Annotated in this window: 14 protein-coding genes; 5 read left to right on the top strand and 9 right to left on the bottom strand. The window is 63.3% G+C overall.

The genetic code is table 11. From position 1 onward, the window contains the following. Window positions 1-25: 25 nt before the first annotated feature. From HLH29_RS15700 to HLH29_RS15720, 5 genes are all read right to left on the bottom strand, one after another. The gene (locus HLH29_RS15700) at window positions 26-1,381 is read right to left on the bottom strand and encodes an NCS2 family permease (protein WP_182968326.1); all 1,356 of its coding nucleotides are present in this window, start codon (window positions 1,379-1,381) and stop codon (window positions 26-28) included. A gap of 68 nt (window positions 1,382-1,449) precedes the next feature. Then, on the bottom strand, window positions 1,450-3,324 hold the full coding sequence (locus tag HLH29_RS15705) for an adenine deaminase (protein WP_182968327.1): 1,875 nt from the start codon (window positions 3,322-3,324) through the stop codon (window positions 1,450-1,452). Window positions 3,325-3,326: 2 nt separating this feature from the next. After that, complete coding sequence (locus tag HLH29_RS15710) at window positions 3,327-4,169, bottom strand: TatD family hydrolase (RefSeq protein WP_182968328.1); 843 nt, start codon at window positions 4,167-4,169, stop codon at window positions 3,327-3,329. Beyond that, complete coding sequence (locus HLH29_RS15715) at window positions 4,159-5,457, bottom strand: allantoate amidohydrolase (RefSeq protein WP_182968329.1); 1,299 nt, start codon at window positions 5,455-5,457, stop codon at window positions 4,159-4,161. Before HLH29_RS15715 ends, HLH29_RS15710 begins: the two co-directional genes overlap by 11 nt. Before the next feature lie 123 nt (window positions 5,458-5,580). Beyond that, the gene (locus HLH29_RS15720) at window positions 5,581-7,965 is read right to left on the bottom strand and encodes a TonB-dependent receptor (protein WP_246374312.1); all 2,385 of its coding nucleotides are present in this window, start codon (window positions 7,963-7,965) and stop codon (window positions 5,581-5,583) included. 215 nt (window positions 7,966-8,180) lie between these two features. On the opposite strand from HLH29_RS15720, the gene HLH29_RS15725 reads away from it, so the two are divergent. Both HLH29_RS15725 and hpxZ read left to right on the top strand, forming a co-directional pair. Then, entirely contained in the window at window positions 8,181-9,098 is a 918-nt protein-coding gene (locus HLH29_RS15725) for a LysR family transcriptional regulator (protein ID WP_182968330.1), read from the top strand. A gap of 165 nt (window positions 9,099-9,263) precedes the next feature. Beyond that, window positions 9,264-9,650, top strand: a complete 387-nt coding sequence (gene hpxZ, locus HLH29_RS15730; protein WP_182968331.1) for an oxalurate catabolism protein HpxZ — start codon at window positions 9,264-9,266, stop codon at window positions 9,648-9,650. A 265-nt stretch (window positions 9,651-9,915) separates the two neighbouring features. Here the strand turns inward: hpxZ and cysG are convergent, their stop codons facing one another. Then, entirely contained in the window at window positions 9,916-11,319 is a 1,404-nt protein-coding gene (cysG, locus tag HLH29_RS15735; RefSeq protein ID WP_182968332.1) for a siroheme synthase CysG, read from the bottom strand. After that, complete coding sequence (gene mobB / locus HLH29_RS15740; RefSeq protein WP_182968333.1) at window positions 11,316-11,864, bottom strand: molybdopterin-guanine dinucleotide biosynthesis protein B; 549 nt, start codon at window positions 11,862-11,864, stop codon at window positions 11,316-11,318. Before mobB ends, cysG begins: the two co-directional genes overlap by 4 nt. Before the next feature lie 107 nt (window positions 11,865-11,971). On the opposite strand from mobB, the gene HLH29_RS15745 reads away from it, so the two are divergent. Continuing rightward, window positions 11,972-12,583 (top strand): NTP transferase domain-containing protein, encoded by a 612-nt coding sequence (locus HLH29_RS15745; protein ID WP_182968334.1) that lies wholly within the window; start codon window positions 11,972-11,974, stop codon window positions 12,581-12,583. Here HLH29_RS15745 and HLH29_RS15750 read toward each other — a convergent pair. Further along, complete coding sequence (locus tag HLH29_RS15750; RefSeq protein ID WP_182968335.1) at window positions 12,580-13,296, bottom strand: GntR family transcriptional regulator; 717 nt, start codon at window positions 13,294-13,296, stop codon at window positions 12,580-12,582. The genes HLH29_RS15745 and HLH29_RS15750 overlap by 4 nt on opposite strands. A 93-nt stretch (window positions 13,297-13,389) precedes the next feature. Beyond that, a complete protein-coding gene (locus tag HLH29_RS15755) occupies window positions 13,390-14,670 on the bottom strand; it encodes an NAD(P)/FAD-dependent oxidoreductase (RefSeq protein ID WP_246374313.1) in 1,281 nt (426 codons plus the stop codon). A 251-nt stretch (window positions 14,671-14,921) separates the two neighbouring features. Here HLH29_RS15755 and HLH29_RS15760 point away from each other — a divergent pair, with 251 nt between their 5' ends. After that, a complete protein-coding gene (locus tag HLH29_RS15760) occupies window positions 14,922-15,863 on the top strand; it encodes a 2-hydroxyacid dehydrogenase (protein WP_182968337.1) in 942 nt (313 codons plus the stop codon). Between the two features lie 500 nt (window positions 15,864-16,363). Then, window positions 16,364-18,646, top strand: a complete 2,283-nt coding sequence (locus tag HLH29_RS15765) for a TonB-dependent receptor plug domain-containing protein (protein WP_338030265.1) — start codon at window positions 16,364-16,366, stop codon at window positions 18,644-18,646. Window positions 18,647-18,658 lie beyond the last annotated feature (12 nt).

The raw sequence follows: 18,658 nt of genomic DNA on the forward strand, positions 1-18,658 counted from the left end.
AGGCCCCCCCCCGCGCACGGCTCTGCTAGCTGGTCGTGCTGCTCATCAGGATCAGATAGATGACCAGCAGCACGTCGGTCAGCAGGAAAACCGGCGTCAGGCGCTTCCAATCACGCATGGCGGCCGCCATCACCGTATAGACGAAACAGCCGGCGCACAGGCCGATCATCAGGTTGGTCGTCGCAACCGTCAGCAGGACGATCAGCACAGCGGGAACGGCTTCGATCGGATGTGACATGTCCAGCTGCCCCAGCCCCTCCATCATCAGGACGCCGACCATGACCAGAGCCGCGGCCGTCGCCTGGGGCGGGATCACGGTAATCAGCGGCCAGAAGAAGGCGCTGGCACCAAACAGCAGCGCGACCACCAGTGTCGTCGCGCCGGTACGCCCGCCCATTTCGACCCCGGCTGCGGATTCCACATAGGCGCCGACTGTCGGACTGCCCAGGCATGCACCGATGACGGACGCCAGCCCATCCGCGAGGTAGGCCCGACGCGCATTGGGAAACCCGCCATGCGCGTCCATCAGGCCCGCCCGTCGGGTCACCGCAATCATCGTCGCCGTGGCCGAGAAGAAATCCGACAGGAAAAAATAGAGCGTGATGGGCAGGACAAGAAAGAAATTCTCGATGAACTGCCGATCGTCGAATGCGAACAGATAGGCACGGGGGATCCGCGGGATGTCGACCAGATGGGGTGGAAGCACGGTCATGACATGGCCTGTACCCGCCGGCACGAACAGTCCCGCCACCGTGACGAACGCGATCGACAGCAGAAACGCGCCCTTGATCCGCAACGCCACCAGCGCCGGCGTCACCAGTACCGACAGGAAGACCAGCAGAACCGCGGGCGCGCGCAGATCGCCGAACTCCAGGTTCCCAGCATGATCGACGGTGACCAGCCCACCGCTGCGCAGGCCCAGATAGGCAATGAAGAGCCCGATACCGCCCTGCAATCCGATCCGGATCGTTTCGGGAAAACTCCGCACGATATTGTGCCGCAAATGGCTCATTGACAGCAGGATGAACAGGATCGCCCCCACCAGCACCATCGACAGCGCCGTCCCATAGGACAGTCCCATCCGGACGACCACCACCTGGGCAAACACCACGTTCGACCCCATGCCCGGCGCCAGCGCGATCGGCAGCCGCGACAGGAAGGCCATCAGCAGGGACCCCGCCATGGCCGCCAGGGCAGTGACCACGATCATATCCGCCCTGCTGGCACCCGTCGCCGACAGGATCGCCGGGTTGACGACGATGATGTACCCCATGGCGCCGAACGTGGTCAGGCCGGCCATGATTTCGGTCGGCCAACTCGACCCGTGCGCCGCCGGATCGAAGCTCAGGAACCGGCGGATGGCGGCTAAATCCAGCGTCATGACGGCATAGTCCTCGATAATCGCTCAGATGGAGAGGGCGCGTGCCGCCCCGGCAGTGGCTGGGGATGTCACCAGACCACGGGATGGGTCTGCCCCGTCTGGACATTGACGAATCCCTGGGGGGCCCTGTCGGATGGCGCGACCAGTACCCAGCGCCACGGCGCGCAGGTCAGTGTCGCGAAGCACAGCCGCTCGGGGAAGCCTTCGGGCCAGTTGGCCGAATAGGTGGGTTCGTGCATCCAGTCGATCGTCGAGGCATGGCGGTAGAATGCCTGCATCTCGGCATCCAGTTCCTCTGCCGGGCGCGCGGTCATCAGGCCACCGATCTCGTAGCGCACGGTTGCCAGCACCGCGTCATCGCGCACCAGTGCCCAGCCCCCCTGCTGGCGGGCGATCTGGTTGACGACCCGCGCCATGGCCTCGTCCGACGAGCCGACCACCCAGATATTGTGCTGGTCGTGGGCGACCGAGCAGCCCACGGCCGTGTCCGGTGTACGGGGGCCGCATCCGCGCCAGAACATGCGCCCGATCTGCCCTTTGCCCGAATAGCGGTCGACAATGGCGAACTTTGTGATGCGCCGTGCCGCGTCTCGCTGCACCGCGCCGTCGCGCACCGGCAGGCTTTCGGTCAGGAAATCATCGGCCCAGTGGAAAGGGCGCAGGATGGCGGCCGTCATGCTGTCTCGGCCCGGTTCGGCCGCTATGGCAAAATCCGCCGCTGCCAGGTCCCGGCCGACATTCACCGTCCGTCGCGTCCAGTCAGGCCAGGCGATCGCCGGCATTTCACCCACATAGGTGCCATTGCGGCCCACGCACCGCCCGTCGGCCCAGACCTCGTCGATGTGCAGGCTTTCCACATTCGACAGCAGGACGATATCCGCGAAGCGGCCGGGGGCGATGCTGCCGACCCAGGGCGTCAGGCGCATATGCCGCGCGGGGTTGATGGTCAGGCACTGGATCGCCGTTTCGACGGGCATGCCGGCTTCTATCGCCAGGCGTGCATTGTAATCGCAGGCCCCGAACTTCAGCGTATCCGACGCCGACCGGTCGTCGGTCGTCAGGGCCACCTGCGAGAAGTCCGTGAGCCCCGCATCGAGCATGCCCCGCACGAGATCGGGAATGGAACGTGGCCGGATTTCGACGAAGACGCCCGCCGCCAGCTTGGCGAACAGCTCCGGCACGGTCAGGACCTCGTGGTCCGAAGCGAGGCCGGCAGCCGCAAAGGCATTGATCGCGGCGCTGTCATGCAGCCCGGCGCCGTGACCTTCTATCACGCCACGCTGTTCGAACGTGGCTTCGATCATGCCCCACAGACGTTCGTAGGATGGGGATTCGGGATTCCAGACGCTCGGCCAGTCCATGACCTCGTCCAGCCCCGGCACCATCAGGTTGTCGCGCAGAAAGCCGCGCTGCTCGTCATATCCGAAATATCCGCCGCCGCTTTCATAAGCCGTCGGCGGCACCGCCGAACCTGGCAGTGGAAAAATCTTCATCGGCACGCCATGGCGGCGCGCCGTCAGCCAGAATGACAGGTTGCGCCCGCCATCCACATTGGACAGTTCGTGGCTGGCCTCGCAGGTCCAGGTATTGCCGCGGGGCAGCACCATGGCCGCTTCATGTTCCGGCGTCAGGTGCGAGCTTTCGATGTGCTTGTGTACCTCGCCGAAACCGGGCACCGCGGCAAGAGCCGGACGCTCCACCCGTGTCCGGACGGTGCCCGAGAAGGTACCGGCCGGCCCGACCCAGGCGATGCGCCGCCCGTGGATCACGATGTCCTGGTCGGTCAGCCAGCGCCGCGTATGCACGTCCAGCAGCCGCCCGACCCGCAGCACCAGGTCCGCGGGCTTCCTGCCCAGCGCCACAAGCGTAAGTTCCTGGCGGATGCGTACTTCGCCGGCGGCGGTAATCACCAGGTCTTCCGGGCGTGCCGTGTGTTCCGACATGGCTACGCCCCCCCCGGCACGGATGGGGCGGAAGTCGGGATCTTCCCGAAGGCCCGCAGGAAATTGGCGCTTGTCTGCTCGGCCAGATCTTCCGGGCGGGCATTGCGGATCCGGGCCAGCAGCTTCAGCGTATGCACGATATAGGCGGGCTCGTTCCGCTGGTCGGCATAGGGCACGGGCGCCAGCGACGGAGCATCGGTTTCGATCAAAACCCTGTCCGCCGGCAGTTCGGCGGCAATCTCGCGCAGGTCCGGTCGGTCTTCGTAGGTCAGAAGGCCCGAGAACGAGAGGTAATGGCCCATTTCCAGATTGGCCCGGGCGAGGGTCCGGCCACCGGAAAAACAGTGCATCACGACAGGAAAGGCCCCTTTGGCATGCTCGCAGCGCAGCACCGTCTCCATCGCGGCATCCTGCTTTACCGAATGCACGATCAGCGGCAATTGCGTGCGTCGGGCGGCGTCGATGTGGACCAGCAGATTGCGCATCTGGGCCTCCCAGGACGTTTCGGTGAAGAACGTGTCCAGACCGACTTCGCCGATACCGACGACCTTGGGATGGGCGGCGATCGTCACCAGTTCGTCGGCCGTTACATCGCTTTCCTGATCCGCCCAGTGGGGATGGGTACCGACCGAACAGAAAATGTCCTCCGTGCCTTCGGCCCTGCCCAGCACACGCGGAAAATCGCGAACGCAAACCCCGATCGTCAGGAAATGGCGGATACCAACCGCACGCGCACGGGCGATGACGGCATCGTAATCGCCTTCCAGTTCGGCAAAGTCGAGATGGCAGTGGCTGTCCGCCAGGCGAAGGAGGGGGACCGTTCCCGTTCGTCCATCAGCTTTCATGTGCGTGTTCTCCATCCCCCGGACCGATTCCCGTTCGGCTCAGATCCGATATGAACCTGCCCATGACGTCAAATGCCGACTGCACGTCCGGTATCTTGACCGTTTCGTCGGGATGATGGCTGATTCCCCTGGGGCTGCGGATGAACAGCATCGCGCTCGGTACCCAGTCGGTCATCATCATGGCGTCGTGGCCTGCCCCGCTGACCATGATCCGGCGGGGCAGGCCGGCCTGTTCCATCGCGCATGCCAGCAGTCCGACCAGGCGGCTGTCGCACCGGGCGGCGGCAAATGTCTGCCGGTCGAAGATCGTATAACGTACGGGACGGCGCGCCGAGACCGCCGCCAGGATCTCTTCGACCTGGTCCACCGAGCCTTCGAGCACCGCATCGTCGACCGAACGGATCTCGACCGTCAGCACTACCCGGCCGGCAATGACATTGATCGCGCCCGGAAAGGCTTCGATCCGTCCGACCGTGGCGATCAGTGATGATGCATGCCGGGTCGCGAAGGTCTCGATCTCCAGCACGATTTCGCCGGCTGCCGCCAGCGCATCCTGGCGCATGGCCAGCGGCACCGTCCCCGCATGACCGGGAACGCCGTCGATCTGGACATGAAACCTCTGGATGCCGGCGATTCCCGAGACGGCAGCCACCGGAGCACTCTCATGATCCAGCACCGGTCCCTGTTCGATATGGGCTTCGAGATAGGCCAGTATCCCGGAACGGTCGCGCCTTGCCTCCGCGATGCGGGCGACATCGAGTCCGACCGCCGCCATTGCGTCGCGCAGGGACACGCCGTCACGGTCCGTCATATCCGCCACCATGCCTAGCGGCTTGCCGCCAAGGGCACGCGACCCCAGCATGGACAGGGGAAAACGCGACCCTTCCTCATCACCGAAGGCCACGACCTCGATAGCGAAAGGCAGGCGTTCACCGCGTTCGGCGAAATGCGCCACGCATTCGATGCCCAGCATGACGCCCAGCACGCCGTCATACAGCCCGCCGTCACGGACACTGTCGATGTGCGATCCGATCATCAGGCACGGTGCATCCGTCACCTGTCCTTCGTAACGGCCGACCAGCGTGCCCACGGGGTTTCTGGCGACCCTCATGCCGGCTTCCTGCATCCATGTCGAAACCTGCTCCATCGCCGCGATGTGCCCGGCGCCCAGAAACGGCCGGAACAGGCCGCCGGACATGTCGCTGTAGCGTTCTTCGCCCAGGATCCGGCAGCGCGCAACAGCACGCGCTCCCGGAGTATCCTGGCCGGCTTCGTCTAAAACGTTCATAAACACCCACCAGAGCATGCGGCGATCGCAACCGACCGTCATGCACACCTCATTCCCGAAAACAGGCCACAACCGATGCGGCATCACCGGCGGGGCCTGCTGCCTGCCGGTGAGCATCATCCGTCAGAAATCCGTCGAAATCGTTCCTGTCATGCTGAAACGTGGCAGGACATAGAATTCCGCGCCGCTGCCGGCCGCCAGCATGCTGCCGTCAAGCAGGGTGGCCTGATGCAGGTTGGTCGCGATACCTACTGGCCCGGTCCGGACGACGGCACCGGTCAGATTCTGGAAATTGAGTTTGAAAGTCGGCGATCTGGCGAATGAATAGGGCTTGAAGTGATAGCCGATGCTCAGGCTGTCGGTCACATAGCCCGGCATGCGCTGGTCTCCGACAAGTGTCACCGACTGGGATCCGGCATAGTGCAGCGCAAAATTGCCGAAGAAACGGGAATCATTGTAAGACAGGCCGAAATTGGCCATGACCTTGGGGGCCATCGGCGCGCCATTACCCTTGGTCCGCAGATACGTGGAGCCATAGGGAATGTTGGAATCAATCGTCGCATGCAGATATTCAAGCGACGCGTAGGGGCTGAAATGATGGTACGGCCGCCCCGATATCATGAGATCGAAGCCGCGTACGGTCTGGTTGCCCGCGTTGATCGAACCGAACACGCCACCGCCGAGATAGGTATTCATCAGGCGGTTCGTGATATTATAGTTGAACAGCGACAGATCGAGCATCACATGATCGTCGTGGTACCGATATCCAAGTTCCTCCTTGATGGAATACTGGTTTTTTGGAAGTCCGGAACCAACCTGGATCGTCGAGGGATCGGGCTGTCGGAAATCTCCCTCTCCATGGATATAGATCTGGTTGTTTCTGTCGATATCATATGAAATCGACAATTGCGGCAGTGGTACGGTGGAGTTGGCGCCGAGTCTGGCACCCTGGACGCTGCGTGATTCCAGCAGGTTCTTCATCCAGTAGTTGGTCATCATGAACTTGAAGCCCGCATTTACACGCAGGCGATCGTCCAGATAACGCGCCTCGTCCTGGACAAAGAGAGAATGGATTTCATATCCCGTATTGCTCAGCCCGCCCAGGGCCCGTGCTCCGTCCAGCGTGTAGAGCGCGGTATTCTGGCTGGAGGGGCTTGTCGCGCCCCCATGCGACAGATTGACGGGAAATCCGATCTGGGAAAAATTGTTTGCGTACCAGTATCCGACGTGGAAATGATTGTGTGCGTCAATATCATATCCAAGTTTGGTAGTGACACCGACATCGGGCTGGCTATAGGCATTCCAGTAGGAAACAAGCTGCTGGCCCGCGCCGACCGGAGCCCCCCGGGCAGTCAGGTAACTTCCTGCCATCGACAACCCGCTCCCCCAGGAGTCCCATCCAAGTGCATCGTAGAAATAGGGGGTGATATCCAGCGACAGCTTTCGAGCCAAGGCGATATGCACTGGCATGACCAAAAAAACCGTATTGAAATGGGATATATTGTTCTTCCAGTAATTGTCGCCAGAGGCCTCGTTGCTTCGATTGTAGCCGATTCCCAGATGTTTGTACTGATGGAACTGCTGTGCGGTCGCGTAGTTGTCCACCATGATCTGGTTGTTGTTCCACGAAAAAAACAGCTTCACATTCGAGGCGTTCCTGAAATCCTTTTGCAGGCCGAAATCGATGTGCTGGCGATCGTTCGCCCCTTCTCCCATCCATTGGCGCGCATGGGTATGCGATCCGGACAGATAGGTACGTACGCCCGTATTCCCGATATCTCCGGATTGAAGACGCAGGAATTCGCGTGACATGTTATTGGTGCCGTAGGAAAAATCCATCGTCCCGCCCGCCCTGTGAGACGGCGTGACGGTATCTTCCTGCAGCACGCCGCCCGCGGATGTGGTAACGGGTGCATCCAGTGCGAAGGCACCCGGGCTTGAAGACACATTTTCCACGTTTTCGGAGTCGACATTCTGGTCGATATAGCCGGCACTGCTGGCCGGCACGCCATCCAGCAGGATGGCCATGTCCGCGTCCGTCAGTCCCCGGCTTTCAATACCGCCCCCATGGATACCGGACGTATCGGCGGAGGATACATTCATGCTGGGCAGGTTCTTGACCAGGTCAAGCACTGTACTGGCTGGGCTCTTCTGGTCGATGAACTGCCTGGTGACGGTCTGGATCGCGTAGGGAGCGCTCTCACGCCGCATCATGCCACCGCCACCGCCAAGGGCCTGATCCGCCTCTTGTCGGGATAGGGTCACGTTGACGGTTTCTGTCCTGGAGGATTGTGGGGGCGCAGCGGTTCCGGGGGCTGCGTGTTCCCTGGATCCACTTTTCTGGACACCGGCATCGTCCGCGGCCATCGCGGGCCGTGCGGAGACGGAGAGTGAAGCTAAAAGCAGGACACCTGAGACAGAAGCCGCTAAACGATGCCGCAACGACATCGTGTAAGGCGACGCGCGATATTGTTGCGTTATGCACGCAGCCATGTCTACTAATTTCATGTCAGAGCGCCTTTTTTTCGTTGTCTCTATGCTTTTTTTTCTAAAGAAAATTACGTGCTCGGAATATATACGCCGAGCAATGCGCACTGTTAAAGCTCTGAATTTTGCACACGGCGTAGTGTTTTTTAGTACACTATGCGGCGCGGATTCTTCCTTGGGCAAGCATGTTCGAAAGAGTGACGCGGCAGGCGTGCAAGCGGGCAGGAGATGCGCGAATGGTTTTCATGTCTAAATTTTCTATATATTTCAACGAAGTGATGCATAAGGGGTCGATCCGGAAGGCGGCGGAGCGACTCCACATCGCAGCATCGGCGGTGGATCGGCAGATCCTGAATGCCGAGCAGGCATTGGGTATCAAGCTGTTCGACCGCACGCCTGGCGGTCTGCGTCCAACCGCGGCCGGAGAGATGATTGCCCACCAGATCGCCCGTTGGGTCGACGACGAAGCGTCACTGAACCGCCATATGGATGCGTTGCGGAATGCGCGGGGTGGCGAAGTCAAAATCGCCGTGGCCGACGGATTGGCCGTTAATTTCATTCCCTCTGCCATCGAACGGCTTCACGCGCGAATCCCCGGCCTCCGTTTCAAGATCACGGTCGCCACCGCCGCCACGACTGCAACGCTGCTGCGTTCGGGGGAATGCGATATCGCCGTGACCTTCGATCCGCCATCGTTCGCTGGTCTGAGTGTGGAAGCCGAAGCTTTGTCCCGGTTGGGTGTCCTTGTTCCCTTTGGGCATCCGCTCACGGAGATTGCCAATGTGTGCGTCTCTGACTGCATCGGCTATCCGATCATAGCGCCCGACCCTTCGACGGCTTTGTGGCAGCTTCTTGAACGTCTTCTTGACGGAAGCTCCCTTAGCTTTGATGTCATATTGAATTCGAACAATATCGCCCTGCTCTGTGACATGGTAAAAAAGAAGATCGGGATCGCGCTGATGCGCGACCTGGATGCGTTCGGCAACTACCGGGATGACGAGGCAGTGTTCCTGATGCTGAAGGAAACGAAGGTCTCGACACAGAAATTATCGCTCATCGTAGCGAGCGGACGAATTCTCTTTCCGGGCGCGAATCTTGTTCTTCAGGAATTAAAGGGTATTTTCCAGGATTTTTACGGCGATACGTTGTTGTGAGACCCGGGTGGTGGAAGAACAAGCAGGGTTTATGTTGCGACATGGATGAAGTCCGATATTCAGGGTGGTTCGGCGCCTGTGCGTTGAGGGGGGGATGGATCCTTGCCGGAGTCTGGTTTCGGTCGGACGAATGATGGATTATGTGCCTGAAGCAGGAGGACCGATATGATTCTGATCGACGACCCCGCCATTGTGGCTGAAGTGACCGCGATGGCCGACCGGTATGAGGCGGCGCTGATGGCGAACGAGCTGGAGACGCTGGATGCGCTGTTCCGCGATGCGCCGGAGACGATCCGTTATGGTGTGGGTGAGATGCTGTATGGCTTTGCCGAGATCGCGGCCTTTCGCAAGGGGCGGGCTGGCGGGTCGCCGCAGCGGCGGGTGCTGCGGCGAGTGATCACGACCTTCGGCACCGATCTGGCCACCGTCAATCTGGAATTCCAGCGCGAGGGGGCCACGCGTATCGGGCGGCAGAGCCAGACCTGGGTGCGTACGGATGAAGGCTGGAAGATTACCTGCGCGCATGTCTCGCTGATGGCGGACGTATCCTGAGAACCTGTCTGTCAATGCGCGCTGGTGGCGATCCGGCGCATGTTTCCTGTGCTCCGATGCTCACTTCACATATAGGCCGTTCTCGCTTGCCAGCCCACATTTTCCAGACAGATTCTGCTTCTGCATGTTGGTGGGAAGTCTGTTCTTTTTTGAAAAAAGAACCAAAAAAATTCTGATTTGTTCAGGAGCTTTTTGCCTGCTCGTTGCGAGGCACCTGAACGGATCAAAAGTCTTTTTGCTTCTTTTTTCAGAAAAAGAAGGGTCCTTACTCTATTGGTGGTGATACCACCCGATGGCGTACCACTTCGCCTACCAGGATCAGCGCGGGGCTGCCTATGCCGCTGGTGCGGGCCAGGTCGGGCAGGGTGGCCAAGGTGCCGGTCAGTACGCGCTGGTCGGGTTGGGTGCCGCGTTCGACGATGGCGGCGGGCCAGTCGGGGGGGAGGCCGTGGTGGACCAGCATCGCGCACAGATCGGGCAGGGCGTGGACGCCCATATAGATGGCGATCGTCTGGCCCCTGCCTGCCATGCGGTCCCATGGCAGGTCCAGCGTGCCGTCCTTGCGGGCGTGGCCGGTGACGAAGAGGCAGGATTGGGCGCAGTCGCGGTGGGTCAGCGGAATGCCGGCATAGGCGGCGCAGCCGATGGCGGCCGTGATGCCGGGCACGACTTGGAAGGGGATGCCGGCTTCGACCAGGGCCTCGATTTCCTCGCCGCCCCGGCCGAAGATGAACGGGTCGCCGCCCTTCAGGCGCAGCACGCGCTCGCCCGCGCGGGCGCGGCGGATCAGTTCGGCATTGATGTCGGGTTGCGGCATGGTGTGGCGGTCGCGCTGCTTGCCGACGAAGACACGCGTGGCGTCGCGGCGTACGCGGTCCAGCAGGGCGGGGGGCAGAAGCTGGTCGTAGAGCACGGAATCGGCATTCTGCATCAGGTGCAGCGCGCGCAGGGTCAGCAGGTCCGGGTCGCCGGGGCCGGCGCCGACCAGCCAGACCTCGCCTGTGACGCGTGTGCCGTCCAGGAGCTGGTCCAGCACCTGTCGGGCGGTTGCGGTGTCGCCGCGCTGGGCGGCGGCTCCGCCTGGGCCGTCCAGAAAATCTTCCCACACGCGGCGGCGGCGGTCGATGTCGGGGCAGTGTGCGACGACATGGGGGCGGGCGTCGCGCAGGAAGCGGGCGAGGCCGTCCAGCCCGGCCGGCATTGCGGCCTCGATGCGTTCGCGCAGGCGGCGGGCCAGGACCGGGGCGGCGCCGCCGGTGGAAATCGCGATCCGCACCGGGCCGCGATGGATCTGTGCGGGGGTGATGAAGCTGGAGGGTTCGGGATCGTCCACCGCGCAGACCGGGATGTTCAGCGCGTCGGCCCGTGCGGCGACGGCGCGGTTGACGGCGCGGTCGTCGGTGGCGGCGTAGACCAGGCGGCAGCCGGGCAGCATTGCATTCAGTTGGTCGGGATGGGCTTCGGCGGCGATGTGGTGGATCTGCCCGGTGTCGCGCAGGGTGGCCAGCGCGTCGTCCAGCGTGGGGGCCAGGACCTCGATCCATGCCGCGTGGGCCAGCAGCAGTCGGATCTTGTTCAGGGCGATGCCGCCGCCGCCCACGACCAGCACGCGCGCGCCGCGCAGGCGCAGGGCGATGGGGAACCAGCCGGGTTCGTCCGATGCGGTCATGGCGTGTGTCCTGTGGTCTGGTTTCCTGTGGTCTGGCACGGGCGGGCATGGGCCAGCACGAAGGCGGCGATGGCGTCGGTGTCGTTGAGGTCCAGCCGGGCGATACCGGGTGGCAGGTCCAGCGTGGGGGCATCGGTGGCGACGGCTGCGATCTGGGGCGTGGCGGGCCAGAGCGGGTCCTTGCCGAGGGTGGGACGGTAGATTTCGATCGCGACCGGCAGGGCTGTGCGGAAGCCTTCGACCAGGATCAGGTCCGCCGGGGCCATGCGGGCGATCAGGTCGGGCAAGGTGGGGTGGTCTGGGCCGTCCTGTTCATGCAGCAGGGCCCAGCGTGTGTCGGAGGCCACCAGCACCTCGTGCGCGCCGGCCGTGCGGTGGCGGTGGGAATCCTTGCCCGGGCGGTCCATGTCGAAGCCATGGTGGGCGTGCTTGATGGTGGAGACGCGCAGGCCTCGTGCGGCCAGCGTTTCCAGCAGGCGGACCATCAATGTGGTCTTGCCCGTGCCGCTGCGCCCGGTAATGCCCATGATGGCGGCCTGCCCCATCGTTTCGTCCTGTTGCGTTCCGCGTGTTCGTAGGGGGTACAGGTGCCTTCAATCCCCGGTGATGGCAAGGTCGGGAGCTGAGGGGCCAGCGGCAAGGGAGCGTGGCGATGGGGTGTGCTGGTGTGGTTCTGGCGGGCGGGGCGGCCACCCGCATGGGTGGGGGCGACAAGCCGCTTGTGACCGCCGGGCGCTCGACCCTGCTGGCGCGACTGCTGGCGCGTCTGGCGGGGGAGGATATGACGCTGGCCATCAACGCGCGGGGTGATGAAGCGCGCTTTGCGGCCTATGGGCTGCCGGTGCTGCCTGACGGGATCGAGGGCGCCGGGCCGCTGGCCGGGGTGCTGGCGGCCATGGACTGGGCGGCTGGGCTGGAATGCGCCTGGGTGCTGACGGTGCCGGGGGATACGCCCTTCGTGCCGCGCGGGCTGGCGGCTGCGCTGGCGCCCGGGCCGTCGGTGGCGGTGTCGGGCGGGCGGCGGCACCATCTGGTGGCGTTGTGGCCGGTGGCGGCGCGGGGGGCGTTGCGTGCCCGGCTGGAGGGGGTGGCGCCCGATGCACCGCGTGCGGCCTTCGGCGTGCGGGCGTTTGCCGAGACGGTGGGGGTGCGGGAGGTGGTGTTCCCGGATCGGCCGTTCGATCCGTTCCTGAACGTCAATACGCCGGAGGATCTGGTGGTGGCGCGCGCGGTTGCCGAGGGGGAGGATGGGGGAGGGGGTTAGGCCTGGGCTTTCCTCGGGCGTTTTGCGCGGCCGCCCACGGAGCGTTCGCTGACATCGATGGCCGCGCGCAGGTGGCTGATCATTTCGGCCTTCGCGACATCCTCCTTCCTGCGCAGCAGGGAATCGACGATGCGGCGATGTTCGGCGATCGTTGCGTCCACCGAATATTCCTGGAGCGAGACCAGGTTGCCGACCTTGGAAAACCAGATCTGGTCGTAGCTGACCTCGAGCTGATGCGTCAGGAGGCGGTTTTCGCCGCCATTGGCGATCGCGACGTGGAACAGGGCGTCCAGGCGTTCGTAATCGTAGAACCGGCGCTGGTCGGCCGCCTTCTGCTGTTCGTCCACGATGGCGCGGATCTGTTCCAGCGTGTCGTCGCTGGCGCGGCGGCAGCACAGGACGATCGTGCTGGCCTCGATCGCCTCGCGGAACTCATACAGTTCGCGGATGCGCTCCAGGGGCGGTTGGGCGACCGTGTAGAAACGCCCCCTGCGGCCGATCAGATTATCCTGGTGCAGTCTTTGCAGGGCCTCGCGGACCGGCGTGCGGCTGACGCCGTATCGGGTGGCGATCTCGTGCTCCTGCAGGACGGTGCCGCCCGGGGTCCGGTCGTTGATCAGGTCCTGGCGGAGGATGAGGTACAGTTCCTCGCCCGTGTAATGGCGATCCATGCCGCTATCTGCTGGTTCCTCGGGTTGTGCCGCCTTTGCCATGCCTCGATCCCCCCCCCCCGTCCGTCACTCATCCGCCTTTGCCATAGACCGGCCCTGCGAACAACAAACGCGCCGGCGGCCGGGGTGTGGGCGTCAGTCGCCGTTGAGGTGGAAACGTTCCAGGCGGAAGGGGGCGGCGGACGCCGTCGGGGCTGTGTCCGTCACGATATCCGCCATCAGCCGGCCGGCTGCGGGCCCGATCCCGAACCCGTGCGCCGAAAACCCCGTTGCCAGGAAAAGACCGGGATAGCGCGCGACGGGGGAGAGGACCGGCAGTGCGTCGGGCAGGACGTCGATCGTGCCCGCCCAGCTTGCCGCGATGCGGGCGGAGCGGAAAACGGGTGCGTCCTCCTTCAGATGGTCCAGGGTTTCTTTCAGCGTCTCGGTGTCCGGCACCGGGTCGCAGGTGCGGAAATCCTCGAACGGGTTGGGGCGGCCGGGGCCGAACCGCCGCTCCAGCCGCAGTTCGCGGAAGAAATCCATGCCCATGCGAACGCGAAGAAGCTGTTTCTGCCTGAGATAGTTCGGCAGATACTGGCGCATGAAGCGCAGGGAATCCGGCGTGACGTGCGTGAGGGACGAGTTGCGGCGGGCCACCGTATAGCCGCCGTCGCGGCGGCGCCGCAGGCAATAGCGTGTCGAGGCCAGATTGACGTCGGGGCCGCCATCGACCGGCGTGGTGCGCAGGACGGAGGCGATGACGCGCAATTGCGGGAGCACGATTCCGAGCGTGGCGCACAGCCAGCGCGACCACACGCCCGCCGCGACCACGACCTTGCCCGCCGCCACGAATCCGGTCTCGGTCTCCACGCCCGCCACCGTGCCGCCCCGGATGTCGATGCGCCTGACGGCGTTGCCGGTCACGATATCGACCCCGGCCTGCCGGACCTTGCTTTCCAGAAAATTCATGGCCTGGTCGGGTTCGATGCCCGCATCGCCCGGGGCGAACACGGCACCGGCCCAGCGCCGCCGGAACTGGGGCAGGAGGCGCGCTACCTCGTCCGCCTCGGCCATCCTGGCGTCCAGTCCGCGACCGGTTGCCTGGTCCAGCCAGCCGCGCAGGCCGGACCATTCGCCCGCATCGGCGGCCACGGACAACAGGCCGCATGGCCGGAATCCGAAATCGCCCTCCCGGGCCCATTGGCGCCAGAGCGGCCGGCTGTCGAGGGCCAGGGAGAGTTCCGCCATGTCCTGGCTGATGGTGCGCATCCAGCCCCAGTTGCGGCTGGATTGCTCGTATGCGGCCTCGCCCTTGTCGAAAACCACCACCGACAGGCCCCGCTCGCGCAGGAAAAGGGCGGTGGCCAGCCCGATGATGCCTGCGCCGGCTATGGCGACATCATAGTGCTGACCCAGGTTCTGTGGCGATGTCATGTCATAGGGGACCGGTTGCCGTTTCCCGTCCTGTTTAAACTGCATTCCGGTATACTGAAAAGGGGGTGCGGGAGGGATTGCCGCTTTGTTTCGGAGATCGCGCGGGAAAATATGAGGAATGGAAAGGAAGAAGATTCGTTTTCGGAATGGACGCGGTGCGTATTCCTGGTTCAGTATACCGTAATGGCGGTGGGCGAACTGGCGCCGGTCTGGCGGCCGCCCGTGCGGGAGGGCCGGAAAGGGAGCGTCTCATGACATGTCTTGCCATCAGGTCGGGCGGAGCCGCGGCATTGGCGGAATGGAAAGCGGCGTTTGCCCCGCTGATGCCGGAACTGGAGGTGCTGGGGTGGGCGGATGCCTGCGCGGCGCCCGAGCGGGTCGATTTCGTTCTGGCATGGGAGCCGGAGGGCGCGATGCTGCGCCGCATGACCGGGCTGAAGGCCATTGTCAGCAGCGGCGCGGGGGTCGATCACATCACCCGCGACCCGCTATGGCCCCGGCATGTTCCGCTCTATCGCATGGGCGATGCCGAGCTTGGGCCGCAGATGTCGGACTATGTGCTGTGGGCCAGCCTGTGCTGCCTGAGACGCGCGTGGACGTGGCGGAATGCCCGGCAGGCGCATGAATGGCTCGCCTTTCCCGGCAATCGGCTGGCGGGCGATACGACGGTCGGCATCATGGGATTGGGGAATCTGGGACGCGAGGTGGCGATGCGCCTGGTCGGTGCCGGGTTCCGGGTCGCGGGCTGGGCGCGATCGCGGCATGAGGTGCCGGGTGTCGCCTGCCATGCCGGCGAAGGCGGTTTCGCGCCCTTCCTGGCCTCGGTCGATATCCTCGTCTGCCTTCTGCCGTCCACTCCCGAGACGCGGGGAATCCTGGGGGCCGGCACGTTCGCGGCGCTGAGGCGGGGGGCGTGCGTGGTCAATGCGGGCCGTGGCAGCCATCTGGTCGAGGACGATCTGGTGGCGGCGCTCGATGCGGGGCTGCTCGACGGTGCGGTGCTGGACGTGTTCATGCGGGAACCGCTGCCGCCTGAAAATCCGTTGTGGGCGCATCCGAACATCATCATCACGCCCCATGCCGCCGCCGAGGCGTCGCGGCCGGCGAAGGCCGAGCATGCCGTGCGGGTGATCCGGGCCGTGCTGCGTGGCGAGGAAGCGCCGCTCCGCTACCGGCCGGAGCGCGGATACTGACCGGCCGCGAGCCGTGCATGCTCACCGGGCCGCAGGGACGCGGAGGTGGACCCGTTGGATCGGTATAAATCTTTTCATGGAAAAGGTTTTTTGTGCGGTACTTCCGGCGGATTCCATCCGTTCCGATAAATCCGGCATACTGAATCTGATTTTCGGGGAGGGGGACGATTCTTCCTGGAATTCAGTGTGGTGAGTAATTTTATAGTCCTATGAAATGAGAAATATGATCATTTCGTTTAAAAAATATATGGACAGCGTGCGGCCTGCTTCCTAATCTCGGCATACTGAAAACGGAATGGATGATGGAGGCAGGAAATGATCCCCTGGTCCGGCATGCCCAGCCCGTCAGTCCCTTTTCACGGCAGGTCCGTCCCGCGCCGCCTCCCTGTCCCGGAGATACGCTTATGCCCCGCCTACGACATTACGTGCTCGGAACCACGATCCTTCTCGGTGTGAACCATTTCTCCCCGGGAGGGAGGGCGTGGGCCCAGGCGGCGCGTGTGGCAGACCTGCCCGCGGCGGACGAGCAGGTCATCGTGACCGGCACGCGGGACCCGCACCAGACGGCGCGGAGCAGCGTCAGCCCCATCCAGGTGGTCACGGCAAAGCAGCTTGCCGCCACCGGCCAGAGCGACATCCGCGATGCGCTGATCCAGCTTGCGCCGTCCATGACCCGTTCGGACATGAATATCGGCAATTCGAACATGACCGATGCGATCAGCCTGCGGGGGCTGACCCCCAACCAGACGCTGATCCTGGTCAACGGCAAGCGCCGGCACACCACGGCGGTCCTCTCGACGTTCCAGGGGCCGCAGCAGGGTACGAGCCCGGTGGATATCGACCTGATTCCCGTCTCGGCCGTCGATCACGTCGAGATTCTCCAGGATGGCGCGGCCGCGCAATATGGGTCGGACGCCATCGCCGGCGTCGTCAACATCATTCTCAAGCACGATACGCATGGGCTTCAGGCGCAGGCCATCAATGGCGGCTATTATGCGGGTGACGGCTTTACGTCGGGCGAATCGATCAACTGGGGTACCTCGCTGGCCGATCGCGGGTTCTTCGACCTGAATGCCGAATTCAAGTATATGGACCATACGTCGCGCGATGGGATCGACAATCGCACGGGCGTAAAAGACAATTTCCTGCTCGGCAATCCACGCCAGATGCGCGAGACGATCGGCTATAACATGGGCTATCACATCATGCCCGGCATCGAACTCTATTCGTTCTCGACCTTCGGGCATCGTGATGGCGAGAGCATGCAGTATTTCCGTCCTTCGACCGTCATGCCGTCGATGTACCCGTACGGATTCAGCCCGCAGATCACGCTTGGCGAAAACGACTACAGCGTGACCGTCGGTTTTCGCGGCACGAAGTTCGACTGGGATTGGGATGTCAGCACCAGCTATGGCGGGGATTCGGCCACGATCGGGATGCTGAATACCGAAAACCCGTCGCTGATCGCCGATTTCGGCTCGTCGCCCGCCCGCTTCAACAAGATGATGACGCTGAGCAACACCCAGTGGACGACGGATGCGGGGCTGCGCCATGCCTTTCATGTACCGTTGCTGGCCGCGCCGCTGAATTTCGCCATCGGTGCGCAGTATCGTTATGACAGCTACCATATCGGGGCCGGCGAATTCGGGGCGTGGTATGGGGCCGGGCCGGCCGCCGATCATGGGTTGAGCCCGCAGAATGCATCGGACAGCAATCGTGACGTGACGGCGGGCTATATCGATCTTTCGACGCAGCTTCTGCCGAAATGGCAGATCGACCTGGCGGGGCGCTTCGAGCATTATACCGATGCCGGCGACACCAAGACGGGGAAAGTGTCCTCGCGCTACGATTTCAACAAATATTTCAGCCTGCGCGGCACGATCAGCAACGGGTTCCGCGCCCCGACGCTGGCGGAGGAGAACTGGTCGAGCCTTGCCGTCTCGCCCACCGGTGCCAGCGGCTTCCTGCCCGTGAATTCGGTCGCTGCGCGCGAACTGGGCTCCCGCCCGCTCAAGCCTGAACGGTCGACAAGTTTCAGCGCCGGCTTCGTGCTGAATCCGGTGCGCAACCTGCATATTACGTTCGATGCCTATCAGATCACCCTGAAGGACCGGATCATGGTGGGGGGCGTCAATAGCGGACTGCCGGCGATCAACGCCCTTACCGCCGGTGGCTTTGGCCTTCCTCCGGGTCTCATCGCGTCGGCGGTGAAGGCGCAGTATTTCTCGAACGTCGCCAATACCCGGACGCGGGGCATGGACATCACGGCCACCTACCGGACGGATGTGGGGCGGTACGGTGCGATCGATTGGGACCTGGCGGTGAATTTCAACGAGACCGACATCCTCAAGATCAACAAGGACGGTACCGGGAAAGATTTGATCAATGCCCAGACGCAGGGCTATATCACCTCCTATACCCCGCGGAACAAGCTGATCTTCGGCGGCAACTGGCATATGGGGAAATGGGATTTCACCGCCCATGAAATCCGTTATGGACGGGCGACCTCGCAGCTCGAATATTATCTCGGCCCGTTGGCCTATTCGAACACGCGGTTCATGCGTTACGTCAACAGCCCGCGCTTCCAGACCAACCTGATGATTGCCTACCAGATCAATCCGCAATGGCGGGTCGCGCTCGGCGCGAACAATGTCGGGAACGAAAAGCAGAAGAAGATACCGACCGCATTCCGCTATATCGGGACGGCGATGTATGATTACGATATCCAGCAGATCGGCTTCAACGGTGGATACTACTATTTCCAGGTCAATCTGAAGCTCTGATCGGGACGGGCG

Source organism: Gluconacetobacter tumulicola, assembly GCF_014174215.1.
GTDB lineage: Bacteria > Pseudomonadota > Alphaproteobacteria > Acetobacterales > Acetobacteraceae > Gluconacetobacter > Gluconacetobacter tumulicola.